Genomic DNA, 14,881 nt, shown 5'->3' with positions numbered 1-14,881 from the left:
GATGCGCCGCCCCGACGCCGCCCGCATTGCCCAAGGATTGCGCCGTACGCTCGACGCACAGCGCAAAGCCTGCGACGACTGCCGCTGGGCATCGGGCCCCGAGGCGCGCTTTGGGCAGATCGACAAGATCACCCCGAATGCGATGCGTGCCCGCCTGCCGGGGGCCGCATTGGGAGAGCAGTGCCGCGTGGTGTCGCCGGCGCTGGACGCCGAGGTGATCGCGGTCGAGGGGCGGCATGTCTGGCTGGCACCCTATGCGGAGCCGAAAGGCGTGGCCAACGGCGCGCTGGTGCAGGCGTTGGGAACCGCGTCGCGCGTGGCTGTGGGGGATGACCTGATCGGTGAGGTGCTGGACGGCCTGGGAAGGCGCCTGATGCCGCCGGTGTCGCCCAACGACGCGCCGCCGTCTGACATGGCGTGGCGGGCGCTGGATGCCGAGCCGCCGCCGGCCATGACGCGAGCGCTTGTGTCCCGGTGCCTGCCCATCGGCATTCGTGCCATCGACGGCATGCTCACTTGCGGCCGTGGCCAGCGGGTCGGCATTTTTGCGGCGGCGGGTGGCGGCAAGAGTACGTTGCTCTCAATGATGTGTCAGGGCGCCGGGGCCGATGTCATTGTGCTTGCGCTGATCGGTGAGCGCGGCAGGGAAGTGCGCGAGTTTCTCGAGTTGGCACTCACGCCGGAGGCGCGCGCACGCACGGTGTGTGTGGTGGCCACGTCGGATCGCCCCGCCCTTGAGCGCATGAAGGCGGCCTACACCGCGACGGCGATTGCCGAGGCGTTTCGCGATGAGGGCAAGGACGTGCTGCTGCTGATGGATTCCCTGACGCGATTCGGGCGAGCGGTGCGCGATATCGGCATGGCCGCGGGCGAGCCGCTTGGCGCGACGAGCGGGTTGCCGCCGAGTTTCTATGCGCGTCTGCCACGCTTGCTGGAGCGCGCCGGTACCGCGGCGCACGGCAGTATTACGGCGTTCTACACCGTGCTTGTCGAGGGCGACAACCTCGACGAGCCGCTCGCCGACGAGGTGCGTTCGATTGTCGACGGTCACATTGTGCTGTCGCGTCGCCTCGCGCAAGAGAATCACTATCCGGCCATCGACATTGCGAAGAGCCTCTCGCGGGTGATGTCGCAGGTGGCCGATCCGAGGCATGTCGAGGCGGCCGCGCGCGTGAGGCGTGCCATGGCGCTGGCGGCGGAAGTCGAATTGCTGGTTCGCGTGGGTGAGTATCAGGTGGGCAACGACCCGGAGACGGACGACGCGCTCACGCGCGTCCCGGATATTCGCGCATTCCTCTGTCAATCGCAGCATGACGTGGCGCCCTTCGACGATACCCGTGCATGGCTCGATCATCTGGTGACCTGAAGGCTCACGAAGCCGTTGCCGCACTGGCCGCGCTCGCAAAACGCCGCGAAGCCGGTCTGCGCGCGTCGCTGGTTCGCATGACCGCTGCGGCGCGTGATGCCGCGCAGGCCGTCGCCGAGAGTGAGGAAGCATGCGAAACGCGGCGCCAAGCGTGGCGGACTGCCCTGTCGCGCGGTGGCGTCTACGCGCAACGCGAGGTGGACGGTGCGACGCGCTCGGTGGAAGCGGCGCGCGCGGCGCTGGGCGAAGCGAAAACCCGCCACGGCGCGGCGCTCGAACAGGTGAAACAGGCCGACGCCGCGTTGCAACAGCAGCGCGAACGTCTGCAAGCCAATGCCCGCAAGCAGGAGAAGCTCAAGGCGTTGCTGGCGCTTTACCGCAGATGAATCGGCGACGAGACCGGGGGGTGAAGTGCCTTCGGGGCGCAACGTCGAGAAGCTGGACCCGTACGTCAAACGACATGCGGTCATAACCTTCGCATCACGAGGACTTCACGATGACCACCATTCACCGAAGTGCCCTGTCGGCCGACGCTTTCATCGGCCTTTCGGATAAGTCGGCATCGCATCAGCGTGACACGTCGCCCCGTCAGGGCAGGCGGTTTGAAGACGGCGGCGAGCCGGCATTTTCGCTGGTACCCGAAACTGCGGCCCGTGTGACGGGGCCCGCCGATGTGCTGCGTTGGCTGCGTGTCTGGCATGCCCGCCAGGACGCGAACTGGGATGGCGGCAGTTCGTTGCGGGTCATCGTGCACGGGGGCGCGCTCGATTCGTTGGTCGTCGAGGCGCGTCGGGGGCGGCAGGGCGTGACGGTGACCCTGCTGTGCGTGCGTCTCACGATGTACCGGCGCTTGCTGGCGCATCGGGGTCTGCTCTCTCGTGGATTGACATCGCGTCTCAAGCTCGCTGTCACCGTCGAAGTCGAGGCGCGCTATGCGCCATGAGTTGGAACGCGAGCCAATAGCCGCGCCGGAATCTGTCTCGACATCCCCCCCGACAACTGCACCGGGTCCGTTGGACGACTTGCTGACGGGCGAGGGGAGTCTGAACTTCGTCGAAGGCGATACGCAAGTGCGCGTCGGCTGGCTTCGCGCAGGGGGCGATGGCCTGATCGTGACGGCACGCGTCGACGAGGGCGTGATCGGCCAGACGCGCTTCTGGTGCGACGCACAGCAGTGGTGCGACTGGCTTGCGGCGGACTTGCCTGTGCCGTCGTGGGACGACCTGCCGCCGGCCTGGCACGCCAACGCGGCGTCGCTCACATTGGCAACGCAGGGCGCGGGTGAGGAGGCGGATGGGGAAATGCCGGGGGACGGTGCGTCGGAGCATGCGTTTCGGGAGGCGTGGCCCGGCACCGGCGACGCGACCTCGTGGCCAAGCGCGACAGTTCTGTTGCGAGCGCGCGTCGAGACGGCGTGGCGCGTCGGCATGGTATTGCAGCGAGCCGGGCGTCAACTGGCGTTGATGTATCTCGACGGGGCGAGCGCATGGCTGCGCGAACGCTGTCGTCGCGCCACGCCGGGCGATACGCCGCTGGACCCGGCGGGCTGGCCTGAGCGCCGGTGCGCGCTGGTAGCGGGATGGGTCACGTTGCCCGCAACGCAAGGCCACGATCTGCACGCGGGCGACGCCGTTCTGCTCGATGTGGCGGCCGATATCGAGCGAGGCGAGTACTGGCTGGTCGATGGCGAATTCGCAGTCGCCATGTGCGATGGGCGTCCGTCCGATCGCCACGTCGTGCAGTTCGGCGACGCGGATCGTCAGGGGGGGGAGATGGGCGCTGTCCGCTGGTATGCCGTCGTGGCCGAAAGGCTATTTCCCATTCCGTTACTGATGGCGTGGCGCGCGGGGGTGCCCGCAATGTCCCATCGATCGGCGGCGCACGCATTGCATGCCGTACGAATCACGCTGCGATGCGACCGCTCAGCGTCGGCCGGCGGGCGTTTGCTGCGTTTCGGGGACGGGCGGCTTGCGGTGCAAATCGACGCAGAAAGCGATGCGCCGCCCCCCTGCAACGGAACGGCTGGCGACGCGCCGCCCAACGATATTTCGGGTCGTGACCCGATGGGCCAGCCTCCGGCCACGACCTAACATCGCTCGTGCGCTCACCGCAACGCGCGGTGGTCTATTCGCGAGGCGCATCGCCGTTCGTTCGCACGGTGGCCCGTCGTGCGCCGTCGGAGCCCCGTGGTGATCCGCAGTGACCTCTTCCCGCCGATGCGTCCTGCTTCGTTCCGCTTTGCCATGCGGTGTGGTCGCCTGCCCGCACGCTCATTCGGCCGTCAACAACGCACATTGGAGTTTGCATGTCCTTGCTCGACCACCCGGTGCAGCTCATCGTGCTGCTGTCGCTGCTCTCGATCATGCCGTTGCTGGTGGTGCTGGGAACTGCATTTCTGAAGTTGGCCGTCGTGTTCGCCCTGCTGCGCAATGCCCTGGGAACGCAGCAGATCCCGCCCAACATCGCAATTTACGGGTTATCGCTCGTGCTCACCTGCTTCATCATGGCCCCGGTGGCATTCGACATCGAGGCGAATCTCGAGACGCGTCCCGTGTCGCTGTCGTCCAAGCATTTCGTGGCCGATGTCGACGCCAGCATCCTGTCGCCGTACCGCGCGTTTCTCACGCGTCATACCGACGCAAGACAACGCGACTTCTTCGCGAACATCGCGAGCGAAACCTGGCCCGAGGCGCATCGCGACCGGCTGGCGCCGGATTCCCTGCTCGTTCTGATGCCGGCCTTCGCGCTGAGTCAACTGGCCGAGGCGTTCAAGATCGGCCTGCTGCTGTATCTGCCGTTCGTCGTGATCGATCTGGTGATTTCGAACATTCTTCTTGCGATGGGGATGATGATGGTCTCGCCCATGACCATTGCGCTGCCGTTCAAGCTGCTGATCTTCGTGATGATGAACGGATGGGAGCAACTGGTGCGCCAGTTGATGCTCTCGTACGCATGACAGCCCACGGAGCGCGCAATGAGTGAAGCCGTCGTTGTCAATCTGACGAGCGAAATGTTGTGGCTCACGTTGCTCTTGTCGCTGCCGACCGTGGTGGTGGCATCGGTGGTCGGCGTGCTCGTCTCGCTTGTGCAGGCGCTCACGCAGGTGCAGGATCAGACCGTGCAGTTCCTCATCAAGCTCATCGCCGTGTCGGTCACCCTGGCCGCCACCTACGCGTGGATGGGCCATGTGTTGCTCCATTACGCGGGCAACGCGTTCGACCAGATCAGCCGGATGGGGTGAGCGGCATGGCGACTTCCCTCGTTCCGGGCATCGATCCCGCAGTCGACACCTTGCTCTCGCCGTTGTGGGGCGACCTCTATGGCTGGCTGATCGCGTGGGGCGTGGCCATGCTGCGTCCGTTAGGGGTTGCGATGCTGCTGCCGGTGCTCTCCGTCGGCATGCTCGGTGCCGGCATGCTGCGCAACGCTCTGGTGCTCGCGCTCGCCTTGCCGGTCGTGACGCTGGTGCACGCGAGCCCCGACATGCCGACGCATTGGGGCGCGTGGGGCATGTTGATTCTGCAAGAGCTATTCATCGGGGGGCTGCTGGGCTTTGCCGCTGCGCTGCCGTTCTGGGCTGTCGACATGACAGGGTATGTGATCGACACGATGCGCGGCGCATCCATGGCGAGCGTGCTCAATCCGTTGATGGGCGCACAGTCGTCGGTCTTCGGTGTCGCCCTCACGCAGCTGCTCTGCGTGTTGTTCTTCGTGACCCCGGCCGCGCATGCCATGCTCACCGCCCTGTACGACTCCTATGTGGCGTTGCCGGTCGGCCAGCCGTGGCAATGGCACGACGACAGTGTGGCTTGGCTGCTCACGCTCTGGCAGGCCATGCAGGTCATGTGCGTGGCCGTTGCCCTGCCGGCGATGGTCGTGATGGTGCTCGTCGACATGTCGATGGGGTTCATCAATCGCGCGGCGCAGCAGCTCAACGTGTTCTTTCTCGCCATGCCGGTGAAAAGCGCCATGGCGCTGCTGGTGACGGTGGCGAGCCTGCCGTTTGCGGTCGCGGTACCGCTCGCGGGCTGGTATCGCCTGCCCGATATGTTCCGCGCCTGGACCGCGCTGGCGCTGCCCGCACCGTGAGGCACCCGTGAGCGAGAAGAGTCAGCCGCCGACCCCCAAGAAGATCAAGGACGAACGCGCGAAAGGGCGTGTCGCGAAGAGCGCCGACCTTGCCGTGTGCATACAGCTCGGCGTGGTGCTCGTATGGCTCACGTTCGAGGGCCCCGTGCTGTACCAATCGATGGAGGCGCTCGTGTCGCGCATGTTGCTCGTACTGAACGATCCGGTCGACGACGCCGTGCGCGGCATGGCGGGGCCTTCGCTACTGGTTCTGGCGCGTTTCGGCGGCGGGCTCGCGCTGCTGTTGATCGTGACGACGTGGCTGACGATGGTGATACAGGTGGGCGCGATCGTTGCGCCGGAGGCGATCCGTCCCAAGTACGAGCGCGTCGATCCGATCGCCAAGGCCAAGCAGTTGTTCTCGATGCAGTCGCTCTTCGAGTTCGGCAAGTCGCTGCTCAAGGTGGGCGTGCTGGGCATGGTGTTCTTCTACCTCATCCGGCAATACACGCCCTCGCTCGCGGCGCTGCCGCAATGCGGCCCCGCTTGCGGCATTGCGCTCACCGCGAAGCTGCTGTTCTGGCTGATGGCGGTGCTGGTCGTTGCTTACGTGGTGTTTGGCGGGCTCGATCTCGCGTATCAGAAGTACCAGTTGCACAAGCAACTGCGCATGTCGCACGACGAGATCAAGCGAGAGTCGAAGGAGGTCGAGGGCGATCGGGATATCAAGAACAAGCGGCGCGATATCCACCGCGAGACGATCGAGAGCGGCAGCCTGTCGAACAATGTGAAGCGCTCCACGGCCGTTGTGCGAAACCCGACGCACATTGCCGTCTGCCTGCGCTACGTACCGGGCGAAACGCCAGTGCCGCTCGTGATCGAGAAGGGCCGCAACGCGCGCGCACGCACGATCGTGCGGCTCGCCGAGCGCGAAGGGGTGCCGGTGGTCGAGCATGTACCCGTTGCGCGCCGCTTGATGAACGATGTCGAGATCGATGCCCCGGTTCCCACGGATTTGTTCGATGCCGTTGCTGCCATTCTGCGGCTCGCGCTCGATTTGCCATACGAGGTGCAGGTGGAGCGGGAGGAGCAGGAGGAGCCGGATGAGCCGGATGAGCAGGACGAGCGAAACGTCGATCCGGCGTTGGTGGATAACCCCGGCGAGCGCGGGACCGGAGACCCGTCGAAACTTGCCGACGAGGGGAGGCGATCATGAACGTTCTTCAAAACCCGGCCTCTGGCGGAGGGACGCCCCGCAGCCGGTCATCACGCCTGATCTTCCTGACGGTGGCCACGCTGAGTCTTTCGTTGCCTGCAATGGCGGCCAACCGTGGACTGCTGCCGCTTCATCCGCGCGTGACCGATGCCCGGCTTCTGGTGCCCGAACCACGTGCCATAGCGATTCCGGAACTGCCACTCGTAGACGCCAGCGTTCCCCCTGACGCTCTCCTCCCCGGCAAGCCTGACGAACCCGGAGCGGCGCGTGTGTCCGCCCCGGCAGTGGCGCCGGAGGCACTTCCCTTCGACGCGCTGGTGCAACGTGCCGCCGAAGTGGCGTCGGTCGACGCGGCACTGTTGCACGCGATCATTGACGTTGAGTCGGGATACGATCCGCAGGCGGTATCCGGGCGGGGCGCGATCGGGTTGATGCAGGTGCTGCCGCGTACAGGGGAGCGCTTCGGCGTTCGACGTCTCGAAGACCCCGCTGAAAATGTACGTGCCGGAGCGTCCTACATCCGCTGGCTGTTCTCGCGCTTCGACGGCGACCTGCCGCTGGTGCTGGCCGCCTACAACGCAGGGGAGGGCGCCGTGCTGCGGTACGGGCGTCAGATCCCCCCGTTTCCCGAGACGCAGTCTTATGTTCGCAAGGTGATGGACGGGTACTCGCGTCTTCGCACCACGAATGTGCCGAAGACGGTCGAGCCGCCGCGGCGCCCGGTGCCGCCGGGGAGACCGGCGATTCGCCCGGGAATCAAAGAGATCGCGACAACGCCTCCGGGCGTCGCGCCAGTGCCGAAGACGGCGCGAGCAGACCCGCCGGCGCAAGCCGCAGGGATCGGCGATGCCACCGCAAACCGCACCTGGCGGCTGCTGCGAGGCTTGGGAACGTTACTCACGCGTAGTCCGTCGGTCGAAGCGTCAGGCGGCCGGGGGCGTGACCAGCCCGCGGTGCTTATGCCATAAGCGTCGACCCCGGCCCCGGCTGGCGGGGCGGCGGTAAGGGGGAAGCCCTATTACAGCGAGGGAACGGTATCGGCGACGGAGGGGCGGGCGGACATGCGCTCGAAGTGCTTGGCAAGGTTCGGGTGCGCCTCGCGCCAGTTCATTTCGGGATAACGGAAGTCGAGATAGCCAAGGGCGCAGGTAACGGCCACGTCAGCCAGCGTGAGGCGATTGCTCGCGCACCACTGGCGTTCGTTGAGCCCTTGCTCCATGGCTCGCAGTCCTCCTTCGATCTTGCCGAGTTGCCGAGCGATGAAGACAGACGAGCGCGACGCTTCGTCGTGGAACATTGTCTCGACGCGAATCTGCACGGCGGCCTCCGTCAGCCCGTCGGCGAGCGCTTCCCAGCAGCGCACTTCGGTGCGCTCACGTCCGGACGGGGGAATGAGCTTGCCGACCGGCGAGAGTGTGTCGAGGTATTCGCAGATCACCCGCGAATCGAATACGGCTTCGCCGTCTTCCATCACCAGGCACGGCACTTTGCCGAGCGGGTTGGCCTGCTGGATGCGGGTGTCGTCGGCCCATACGTTCTCCAGCTCGAGCTTGTAATCGAGCTTCTTTTCAGCCAGCACAATGCGGACTTTGCGAACGTAGGGACTGGCGAGGGCACCGATCAACTTCATGTGGATCCTTGATAAATCGCTTTAGCGCGGGGGAGAGTATAACGTGTCGTCCGGACCGGTCGCAGCGGGCGTCGGGAGGATCGGGGCCGGGAATGGTAAAATACTGGCCTTTCCGAGTTGGCGCCTCGCCGGCTCCCCGGTTTTCTTTTTCGGTGCCCAGTGCCATGTCCGACGAATTCTCCCCATTGACCGCGCTTTCCCCGCTCGACGGCCGCTATGCCAGCAAGACCGACGCCCTGCGTCCGTGGCTCTCGGAAGCGGCATTCATGCGTCACCGCGTGACGGTCGAAATCCATTGGCTGATCGCCCTGTCCAAGGCCGGTTTCGCTGAAATCGCCCCGTTTTCGGCCGGTGCGGAGACTTTCCTCCTGAATCTGGCCACGAACTTCTCGAACGCCGATGCGCAGCGCATCAAGGACATCGAAAAAGTTACCAATCACGACGTGAAGGCCGTCGAGTACTGGCTCAAGGAAAAGGTGCAGGGTCAGGCCGAACTTGAAAAGGCGAGCGAATTCATCCATTTCGCGTGCACTTCGGAAGACATCAACAACACTTCGCACGGCCTGATGATCAAGGGCGCCCGCGACAAGGTGATCGTGCCCGCGCTCGAATCGCTGGTCACCAAGCTCGGCGAACTGGCGCGCGAACACGCCTCGCAGCCGATGCTCTCGCGCACGCACGGTCAGCCGGCGTCGCCGACCACGCTCGGCAAGGAACTGGCCAACGTGGCCGTGCGTCTGGCGCGTGCGCTCGAACGGGTGCGCCGCGTCGAACTGCTCGCCAAGATGAACGGCGCCGTGGGCAACTACAATGCCCACCTCTCGGCTTACCCGGAATACGACTGGGAAGCTTTCTCGAAGGCTGTCATCGAACAGCGCCTGGGCCTCACGTTCAACCCGTACACGATCCAGATCGAACCGCACGACTACATGGCCGAGCTGTTCGACGCCGTGGCCCGTGCCAACACGATCCTGCTCGATCTGAACCGCGATATCTGGGGCTACATCTCGGTCGGCTATTTCAAGCAGAAGACGAAGGCAGGCGAGATCGGTTCGTCGACCATGCCGCACAAGGTCAACCCGATCGACTTCGAAAACTCGGAAGGCAACCTCGGTCTGGCCAACGCCGTGCTGCGCCATCTGGCCGACAAGCTGCCGGTCTCGCGCTGGCAGCGTGACCTGACCGACTCGACCGTGCTGCGTAACATCGGTGTGGCGTTCGGCTACAGTCTGCTCGCCTATGATTCGTGCCTGCGCGGTCTGGGCAAGCTCGAAGTCAATCCGCAGCGTCTGGACGAAGACCTCGACAACACGTGGGAAGTGCTGGCCGAGCCGGTGCAGACAGTGATGCGCCGCTTCGGCATTCCCAACCCGTACGAGCAGCTCAAGGAACTCACGCGTGGCAAGGGCATCACGCGCGAAGCGCTGCAAGCCTTTATCGAGAAGCTGGATATTCCTGCCGACGCGAAGGCTCGCCTGCTGGAAATGACGCCGGCGAACTACATCGGTATCGCCGAGTCGCTCGCGAAGCGCGTCTAAACTGCCTCAGCATCAACGAAACGGGCCGCTTCTGCGGCCCGTTTCGCATTGAGCGCCGAACGCCGGCCGCCAACCGTTCAACGCGGGAATACCGGGCCGGCGACCAAGACCCGGACGGTCGGCGATGTCATACATAACGTGGGAACGCTGTGTATCATAGCCGCATAACCCATAAGGAGAACCCCCACAGATGAAGCTCACTTTCGCCGTTGCAGCCCTTGCCGCCGCCATGGTCCCGGCCCTTGCCCAAGCGCAGTTCGCCAAGCCCGACGATGCTGTTGAGTATCGTCAGTCGGCGCTCTTCCTGCTCGGCAATCACTTTGGCCGTATCGGCGCCGTCGTGAAGGGCGACGCCCCATTCAACAAGGACGACGTGGCGAAGAACGCCGAACTCGTCGCCACGCTGTCGAAGCTGCCGTGGCCGGCGTTCGAAGGCGGCCAGACTACCGCCAAGAGCAAGGCCAAGCCGGAAGTCTTCTCCGACAAGGCAAAGTTCCAGCAAGCCGCCGAGAAGATGGAAACGGCGGTGGCAAAGCTCAACACCGTGGCCAAGGGCGGCGATCTTGCGTCAATCAAGACGGCGTTCGGCGAAGCTGCGCAAACGTGCAAGAGCTGCCACGATAACTTCCGCGCGAAGTAAGCGTCGTCTGCGCGCAAAAAAGCCGGTCGGGTTCAGCGACCGGTTTTTTTTATGGGCGACGCCCCCAATGCCGTTGCCTCGTCAATAAGACGGCAGCGACGCGACGGCCGGTGTCAGGTGCACGATCCGGTACACCAGCGCCGACGCCAGCACGATCAGCACCAGCGCACCCGCTCGTACCCGCCAGTCGTCGCGTGCCGGATGCGCGGGGGCGGGCAGCCGCTTGTCGCCCACGATCATCGGCTTGATCAGGTCCTTCTTGCGCGCAATGCGGTAGTAGAGGATCGCAAGCACATGCAACGCCACCAGCGCCACCAATACCCATTGGTTGCGCAAATGCCAGCCGGTGAGCATATCGCTCGTATCCTTGTCGATGAATTTGACGAGGGGGCCGTCGTTGAAGATGTCGTCGTTCGAGAACAGGCCGAGTACGACCTGAATGCCGAAGCACAGCAGCATCGCGATCACCGACAGACCTCCCAGAGGGGTATGACCCGCGAAGCGGGTATCGGTGTCCGGCGCGTTGCGTAACGACCGGAGGAACGCCCGAGGACCCGTGACGAATGCGCTGAAACGCGCGTAGCGCGGCCCGGCGACGCCCCACACCAGCCGGAAGAGCAGCAGCGCGAGCACCGCATAGCCGCACCAGAAGTGATAGACCATGGCATTGCCGCCGGTCTTGGCGGTGACATAGGCGGCGACCGCGAGCACGACGAATGACCAGTGGAACAGACGAGTGGGCAGGTCCCAGACGCGGATCGGCTTCATTGGCGTGACGTTTCGTAAATGGCGAATCTCGCGAGATTACCGTAAGCCCGGCGTGCCTGCACGTTCGAGCGGAGGCGTCGCACCGAACGCAGCGCGCCCCATGACGGTGACTGCGCTTTGAAAGAACCGTGGGAGCCGGCGGGCGAAAAAAAACCGCCGGACGTATAACGTACCGGCGGTTTCTCAGACGACGTGCAGCGAGCCGGTCAGACCCGTGCGCCGAAGTTCGGATCGTTGCGATCGATGCCTTCTTCTTCGTCCTTGTTGCTGTGCTTGATGAGGTCTTCACGCTTCACGCCGAGCCACATCGCAAGCGCGGCGGCCACGAACACCGACGAGTAGATACCGAACAGAATACCCACGGTCAGGGCGAGCGCGAAGTAATGCAGCGTCTGGCCACCGAAGAAGAACATCGACAGCACCATCATTTCCGTACTCGCGTGCGTGATGATAGTACGCGACATGGTGGTCGTAATCGCGTGATCGATGACTTCTTGCACGGTCGCCTTGCGCATCTTGCGGAAGGTCTCGCGAATCCGGTCGAAGATAACGACCGATTCGTTCACCGAGTAGCCCAGCACCGCCAGCACCCCCGCCAGCACCGCCAGCGAGAACTCCCACTGGAAGTACGCGAAGAAGCCGAGAATGATCACCACGTCGTGCAGGTTGGCGATCACGCCGGCCACCGCGAATTTCCATTCGAAGCGGAACGACAGATAAATGATGATGCCGACGACCACGAAGGTCAGCGCCAGCAGACCGTCCGTGAACAACTCGTGGCCGATCTGCGGACCGACGAATTCCACGCGACGCAACTGCACGTCGGGGGCGTCGGCTTTCAGGGCGGTCATCACGGCGTCGCTCTGCTGCGCGCTGGTGACTTGCTTGCCGTCGGAAGCGGTCTGAATCGGCAGGCGGATCATCACGTCGCGCGAGGTGCCGAAGCTTTGCACCTGCACGTCGCGATAGCCGAGCTTGCCGACTTCGCCCCGGATCTTCTCGAGATCGGCCGCCTGCGAATAGGCCACTTCCATGACCGTACCGCCGGTGAACTCGATCGACAGGTGCAGGCCCCGCGTGAGCAGGAAGAACACCGCCGCCACAAACGTGAGCGCCGAAATAACGTTGAAGATCAGGGCATGCCGCATGAACGGCACGTCTTTCTTGATGCGGAAAAATTCCATGACTGTTTCCTCTCGCGCCTGCGGTTATTGCTCGCCTGCGTCGGGTGCGTTCGTCGCACCGTCCGGGCGCCAGACCTGACCGATCGCCAGCGTCTTGAGCTTGCGACGGCTGCCGTACCACAGGTTGACCAGACCGCGCGAGAAGAACACGGCCGAGAACATCGATGTCAGGATACCCAGGCAGTGCACCACAGCGAATGCGCGCACCGGGCCCGAACCGAACGCCAGCAACGCCAGACCGGCGATGAGCGTGGTCACGTTCGAGTCCACGATCGTTGCCCACGCGTGCTCGAAGCCCAGCGAAATTGCTTTCTGGGCCGAGGCGCCCGCGCGCAACTCCTCGCGGATACGTTCGTTGATCAGCACGTTGGCGTCGATGGCCATACCGAGCGTGAGCGCGATAGCGGCAATACCGGGCAGCGTGAGCGTGGCCTGCATCATCGAGAGCACGGCCACGAGCAGCAGCAGGTTGAACAGCAGGGCGATGACCGAGAACACGCCGAACAGCATGTAGTACATCATCATGAACACGGCAATGGCGATCAGGCCGTACAGCACCGAGTTCACACCCTTTTGCACGTTATCGGCACCGAGGCTCGGGCCGATCGTACGTTCTTCGATGATCTCCATCGGGGCCGCCAGCGAACCGGCGCGCAGCAGCAGCGCCAGATCGTTGGCGCCCTGCGCCGAGCCCATGCCGGTGATCTGGAAGCTCTGGCCCAGTTCGCTGCGGATGTTCGCCACCGTCAGCACTTCGCCCTTGCCCTTCTCGAACAGCACGATGGCCATCGGCTTGCCGATGTTGTCGCGCGAGACGTCACGCAACACGCGGCCGCCTGCGGCGTCGAGCTTGATGTTCACCGAGGGCTGCTGGTGATCGTCGAAACCGGCCGACGCGCTCGTAATGCGGTCGCCGCTGAAAATCACCTGACGCTTGAGCAACACCGGTGCGCCATTGCCGTGCAGGAACAGTTCGTCCTGCGGCGGCACCGGCGTGTCGGCGGACACCAGACGCGGTGCATCGGGATCGGCCAGACGTGCTTCGAGCGTTGCGGTGCGGCCGATGATGTCCTTCGCCTTGGCAGTGTCTTGCACGCCCGGCAACTGCACGACGATACGGTCCGGACCTTCCTGCTGAATCACCGGTTCGGCCACGCCGAGTTCGTTCACCCGGTTATGCAGCGTGACGATATTCTGCTTGACGGCGTTGTCCTGCACGGCGCGGCGTGCCGCTTCCGTGAACGCACCCACCACCTTGAACGTGCCGTTCGGGCCGGCTTGCGTGGTGTAGGAGAGGTCGGGCAGGCCGTCGGTGAGGGCTGCGCGGGCACGGTCTGCGTCGTCCTGGCTGCTGAAGGCAGCTTCGATGCCGGTGTCCGTGCGTGTCACCCCGTTGTGGCGGATGTTCTTGTCGCGCAGCAGTGTGCGGGCGTCGGCAGCGGCGGCATCCAGACGCTTCGTGATAGCGCCGGCCATGTCGACTTGCAGCAGGAAGTGGACCCCGCCGCGCAAATCGAGGCCGAGGTACATCGGCAGCGCGTGGATTCGGGAGAGCCACTCCGGCGACGCCGAAAGCAGATTGAGCGCGACGACGTAGGTTGGATCGGTCGCGTCGGTATTGAGCGACGCCTGGAGAAGATCCTTGGCGCGAAGCTGCGTGTCGGTGTCGGAGAAGCGAATGCGCACGCTCGGGTTGTTGCCCGTATTGTCGAACACGGCGCCGTTATAGGCGATGTTCTGTGCCTTGAGCGCGTCTTCGGCACGCGAAAGCGTCGAGGGATCGACCTTCACGGTCGCCTTGACGCTGGAAATCTGTACCGCCGGCGTTTCACCGAACAGGTTCGGCAGTGTGTAGAGCACCCCGATGGCAAGTGCCACCAGAATGACGATGTATTTCCAGAGAGGATAGCGATTCATAGCAGCGGGCTAGGGTGATGCCTCGTGGCAAACCGTGCTTCGGACCGGCCGGCATGGCAACGCGGGTCGCCACGACCGGCGTTACCATGCACTGCGGCCGCCAGTAGTGGCGGCCGCGAGCGGTTGCGCGAAGGATCAGAGCGCCTTGAGGGTGCCCTTCGGCAGCAGGGTGGTAATGGCGCCCTTTTGCACGTTGATCTCGACGTTCTCGGCGATCTCCACGGTCACGAAGGTCTCGCCGACCTTCGAGATACGACCGGCGAGGCCGCCCGAGGTCACGACTTCGTCGCCCTTGGCGAGCGCGGCCAGCATATTGCGCGTTTCCTTCTGGCGCTTCATTTGCGGACGAATCATGATGAAGTACAACACCACGAACATCAGCACGAGCGGCAAGAAGCTCATCAGGTTGCTGGTCGGACTGGCGGCGCCTGCCGTCTGAGCGAAAGCTTCGGAAATCAGCACGTTCGGTTCTCCTTATGTAAGACGTGTAAAAGCCGCGTGTGGCCGGGTCTCCGGACACGCGCGGCATGTGTTTCGGTGCGAGGATGCAGGAT

16 protein-coding genes are annotated in these 14,881 nt (G+C 64.4%); 11 read left to right on the top strand and 5 right to left on the bottom strand.

Annotation, left to right across the window (positions count from 1 at the left end):
• The first annotated feature begins 1 nt into the window (after position 1).
• From AT395_RS20695 to AT395_RS20655, 9 genes are all read left to right on the top strand, one after another.
• Positions 2–1,366 carry a FliI/YscN family ATPase gene (locus tag AT395_RS20695; RefSeq protein ID WP_042114678.1) on the top strand — a complete coding sequence of 455 codons (1,365 nt, stop codon included), beginning with the start codon at positions 2–4 and terminating at the stop codon, positions 1,364–1,366.
• Complete coding sequence (locus AT395_RS20690) at positions 1,342–1,752, top strand: hypothetical protein (RefSeq protein WP_058375246.1); 411 nt, start codon at positions 1,342–1,344, stop codon at positions 1,750–1,752. The genes AT395_RS20695 and AT395_RS20690 overlap by 25 nt, the downstream gene beginning before the upstream one ends.
• Before the next feature lie 110 nt (positions 1,753–1,862).
• Positions 1,863–2,309, top strand: coding sequence for a hypothetical protein (locus AT395_RS20685; RefSeq protein ID WP_042114682.1), 447 nt, complete (start codon positions 1,863–1,865; stop codon positions 2,307–2,309).
• 70 nt (positions 2,310–2,379) lie between these two features.
• Positions 2,380–3,456, top strand: coding sequence for a hypothetical protein (locus tag AT395_RS20680; protein ID WP_048628808.1), 1,077 nt, complete (start codon positions 2,380–2,382; stop codon positions 3,454–3,456).
• Between the two features lie 215 nt (positions 3,457–3,671).
• A complete protein-coding gene (gene sctR, locus AT395_RS20675; RefSeq protein WP_048628809.1) occupies positions 3,672–4,322 on the top strand; it encodes a type III secretion system export apparatus subunit SctR in 651 nt (216 codons plus the stop codon).
• 18 nt (positions 4,323–4,340) lie between these two features.
• Positions 4,341–4,607, top strand: a complete 267-nt coding sequence (gene sctS, locus AT395_RS20670) for a type III secretion system export apparatus subunit SctS (protein WP_042114686.1) — start codon at positions 4,341–4,343, stop codon at positions 4,605–4,607.
• Between the two features lie 5 nt (positions 4,608–4,612).
• On the top strand, positions 4,613–5,455 hold the full coding sequence (gene sctT, locus AT395_RS20665; RefSeq protein WP_053086356.1) for a type III secretion system export apparatus subunit SctT: 843 nt from the start codon (positions 4,613–4,615) through the stop codon (positions 5,453–5,455).
• Between the two features lie 7 nt (positions 5,456–5,462).
• Positions 5,463–6,650, top strand: coding sequence for an EscU/YscU/HrcU family type III secretion system export apparatus switch protein (locus AT395_RS20660; protein ID WP_082164755.1), 1,188 nt, complete (start codon positions 5,463–5,465; stop codon positions 6,648–6,650).
• Positions 6,647–7,618, top strand: coding sequence for a lytic transglycosylase domain-containing protein (locus AT395_RS20655; RefSeq protein ID WP_053086357.1), 972 nt, complete (start codon positions 6,647–6,649; stop codon positions 7,616–7,618). Before AT395_RS20660 ends, AT395_RS20655 begins: the two co-directional genes overlap by 4 nt.
• Before the next feature lie 50 nt (positions 7,619–7,668).
• Here the strand turns inward: AT395_RS20655 and AT395_RS20650 are convergent, their stop codons facing one another.
• Positions 7,669–8,280, bottom strand: a complete 612-nt coding sequence (locus AT395_RS20650) for a glutathione S-transferase family protein (RefSeq protein ID WP_048628810.1) — start codon at positions 8,278–8,280, stop codon at positions 7,669–7,671.
• A gap of 164 nt (positions 8,281–8,444) precedes the next feature.
• Here AT395_RS20650 and purB point away from each other — a divergent pair, with 164 nt between their 5' ends.
• Positions 8,445–9,818: an adenylosuccinate lyase gene (gene purB, locus AT395_RS20645; protein ID WP_042114688.1), complete on the top strand. Its 1,374-nt coding sequence runs from the start codon at positions 8,445–8,447 to the stop codon at positions 9,816–9,818.
• 190 nt (positions 9,819–10,008) lie between these two features.
• Positions 10,009–10,458 carry a c-type cytochrome gene (locus AT395_RS20640; protein ID WP_042114690.1) on the top strand — a complete coding sequence of 150 codons (450 nt, stop codon included), beginning with the start codon at positions 10,009–10,011 and terminating at the stop codon, positions 10,456–10,458.
• Positions 10,459–10,539: 81 nt separating this feature from the next.
• Here the strand turns inward: AT395_RS20640 and AT395_RS20635 are convergent, their stop codons facing one another.
• The 4 genes from AT395_RS20635 to yajC form a co-directional block, all read right to left on the bottom strand.
• Complete coding sequence (locus tag AT395_RS20635) at positions 10,540–11,226, bottom strand: cytochrome b/b6 domain-containing protein (protein WP_048628811.1); 687 nt, start codon at positions 11,224–11,226, stop codon at positions 10,540–10,542.
• Between the two features lie 206 nt (positions 11,227–11,432).
• Positions 11,433–12,410 carry a protein translocase subunit SecF gene (secF, locus tag AT395_RS20630; RefSeq protein WP_042114693.1) on the bottom strand — a complete coding sequence of 326 codons (978 nt, stop codon included), beginning with the start codon at positions 12,408–12,410 and terminating at the stop codon, positions 11,433–11,435.
• A 24-nt stretch (positions 12,411–12,434) separates the two neighbouring features.
• Positions 12,435–14,327, bottom strand: a complete 1,893-nt coding sequence (secD, locus tag AT395_RS20625; RefSeq protein WP_042114695.1) for a protein translocase subunit SecD — start codon at positions 14,325–14,327, stop codon at positions 12,435–12,437.
• A gap of 135 nt (positions 14,328–14,462) precedes the next feature.
• On the bottom strand, positions 14,463–14,729 hold the full coding sequence (yajC, locus tag AT395_RS20620) for a preprotein translocase subunit YajC (RefSeq protein WP_231586219.1): 267 nt from the start codon (positions 14,727–14,729) through the stop codon (positions 14,463–14,465).
• Positions 14,730–14,881: the final 152 nt, after the last annotated feature.

It is taken from the genome of Pandoraea apista (assembly GCF_001465595.2).
Lineage (GTDB): Bacteria > Pseudomonadota > Gammaproteobacteria > Burkholderiales > Burkholderiaceae > Pandoraea > Pandoraea apista.
This window is presented reverse-complemented; position numbering and strand designations above follow the sequence as displayed.

Bases quoted from the DNA above. Each gene is read 5' to 3' on its own strand.
- AT395_RS20695 (WP_042114678.1), top strand. From the start codon at position 2: ATGCGCCGCCCCGACGCCGCCCGCATTGCCCAAGGATTGCGCCGTACG.
- AT395_RS20690 (WP_058375246.1), top strand. From the start codon at position 1,342: ATGGCTCGATCATCTGGTGACCTGAAGGCTCACGAAGCCGTTGCCGCA.
- AT395_RS20685 (WP_042114682.1), top strand. From the start codon at position 1,863: ATGACCACCATTCACCGAAGTGCCCTGTCGGCCGACGCTTTCATCGGC.
- sctR (WP_048628809.1), top strand. From the start codon at position 3,672: ATGTCCTTGCTCGACCACCCGGTGCAGCTCATCGTGCTGCTGTCGCTG.
- sctS (WP_042114686.1), top strand. From the start codon at position 4,341: ATGAGTGAAGCCGTCGTTGTCAATCTGACGAGCGAAATGTTGTGGCTC.
- sctT (WP_053086356.1), top strand. From the start codon at position 4,613: ATGGCGACTTCCCTCGTTCCGGGCATCGATCCCGCAGTCGACACCTTG.
- AT395_RS20655 (WP_053086357.1), top strand. From the start codon at position 6,647: ATGAACGTTCTTCAAAACCCGGCCTCTGGCGGAGGGACGCCCCGCAGC.
- AT395_RS20650 (WP_048628810.1), bottom strand. From the start codon at position 8,280: ATGAAGTTGATCGGTGCCCTCGCCAGTCCCTACGTTCGCAAAGTCCGC.
- purB (WP_042114688.1), top strand. From the start codon at position 8,445: ATGTCCGACGAATTCTCCCCATTGACCGCGCTTTCCCCGCTCGACGGC.
- AT395_RS20640 (WP_042114690.1), top strand. From the start codon at position 10,009: ATGAAGCTCACTTTCGCCGTTGCAGCCCTTGCCGCCGCCATGGTCCCG.
- AT395_RS20635 (WP_048628811.1), bottom strand. From the start codon at position 11,226: ATGAAGCCGATCCGCGTCTGGGACCTGCCCACTCGTCTGTTCCACTGG.
- secF (WP_042114693.1), bottom strand. From the start codon at position 12,410: ATGGAATTTTTCCGCATCAAGAAAGACGTGCCGTTCATGCGGCATGCC.
- secD (WP_042114695.1), bottom strand. From the start codon at position 14,327: ATGAATCGCTATCCTCTCTGGAAATACATCGTCATTCTGGTGGCACTT.
- yajC (WP_231586219.1), bottom strand. From the start codon at position 14,729: ATGAGCTTCTTGCCGCTCGTGCTGATGTTCGTGGTGTTGTACTTCATC.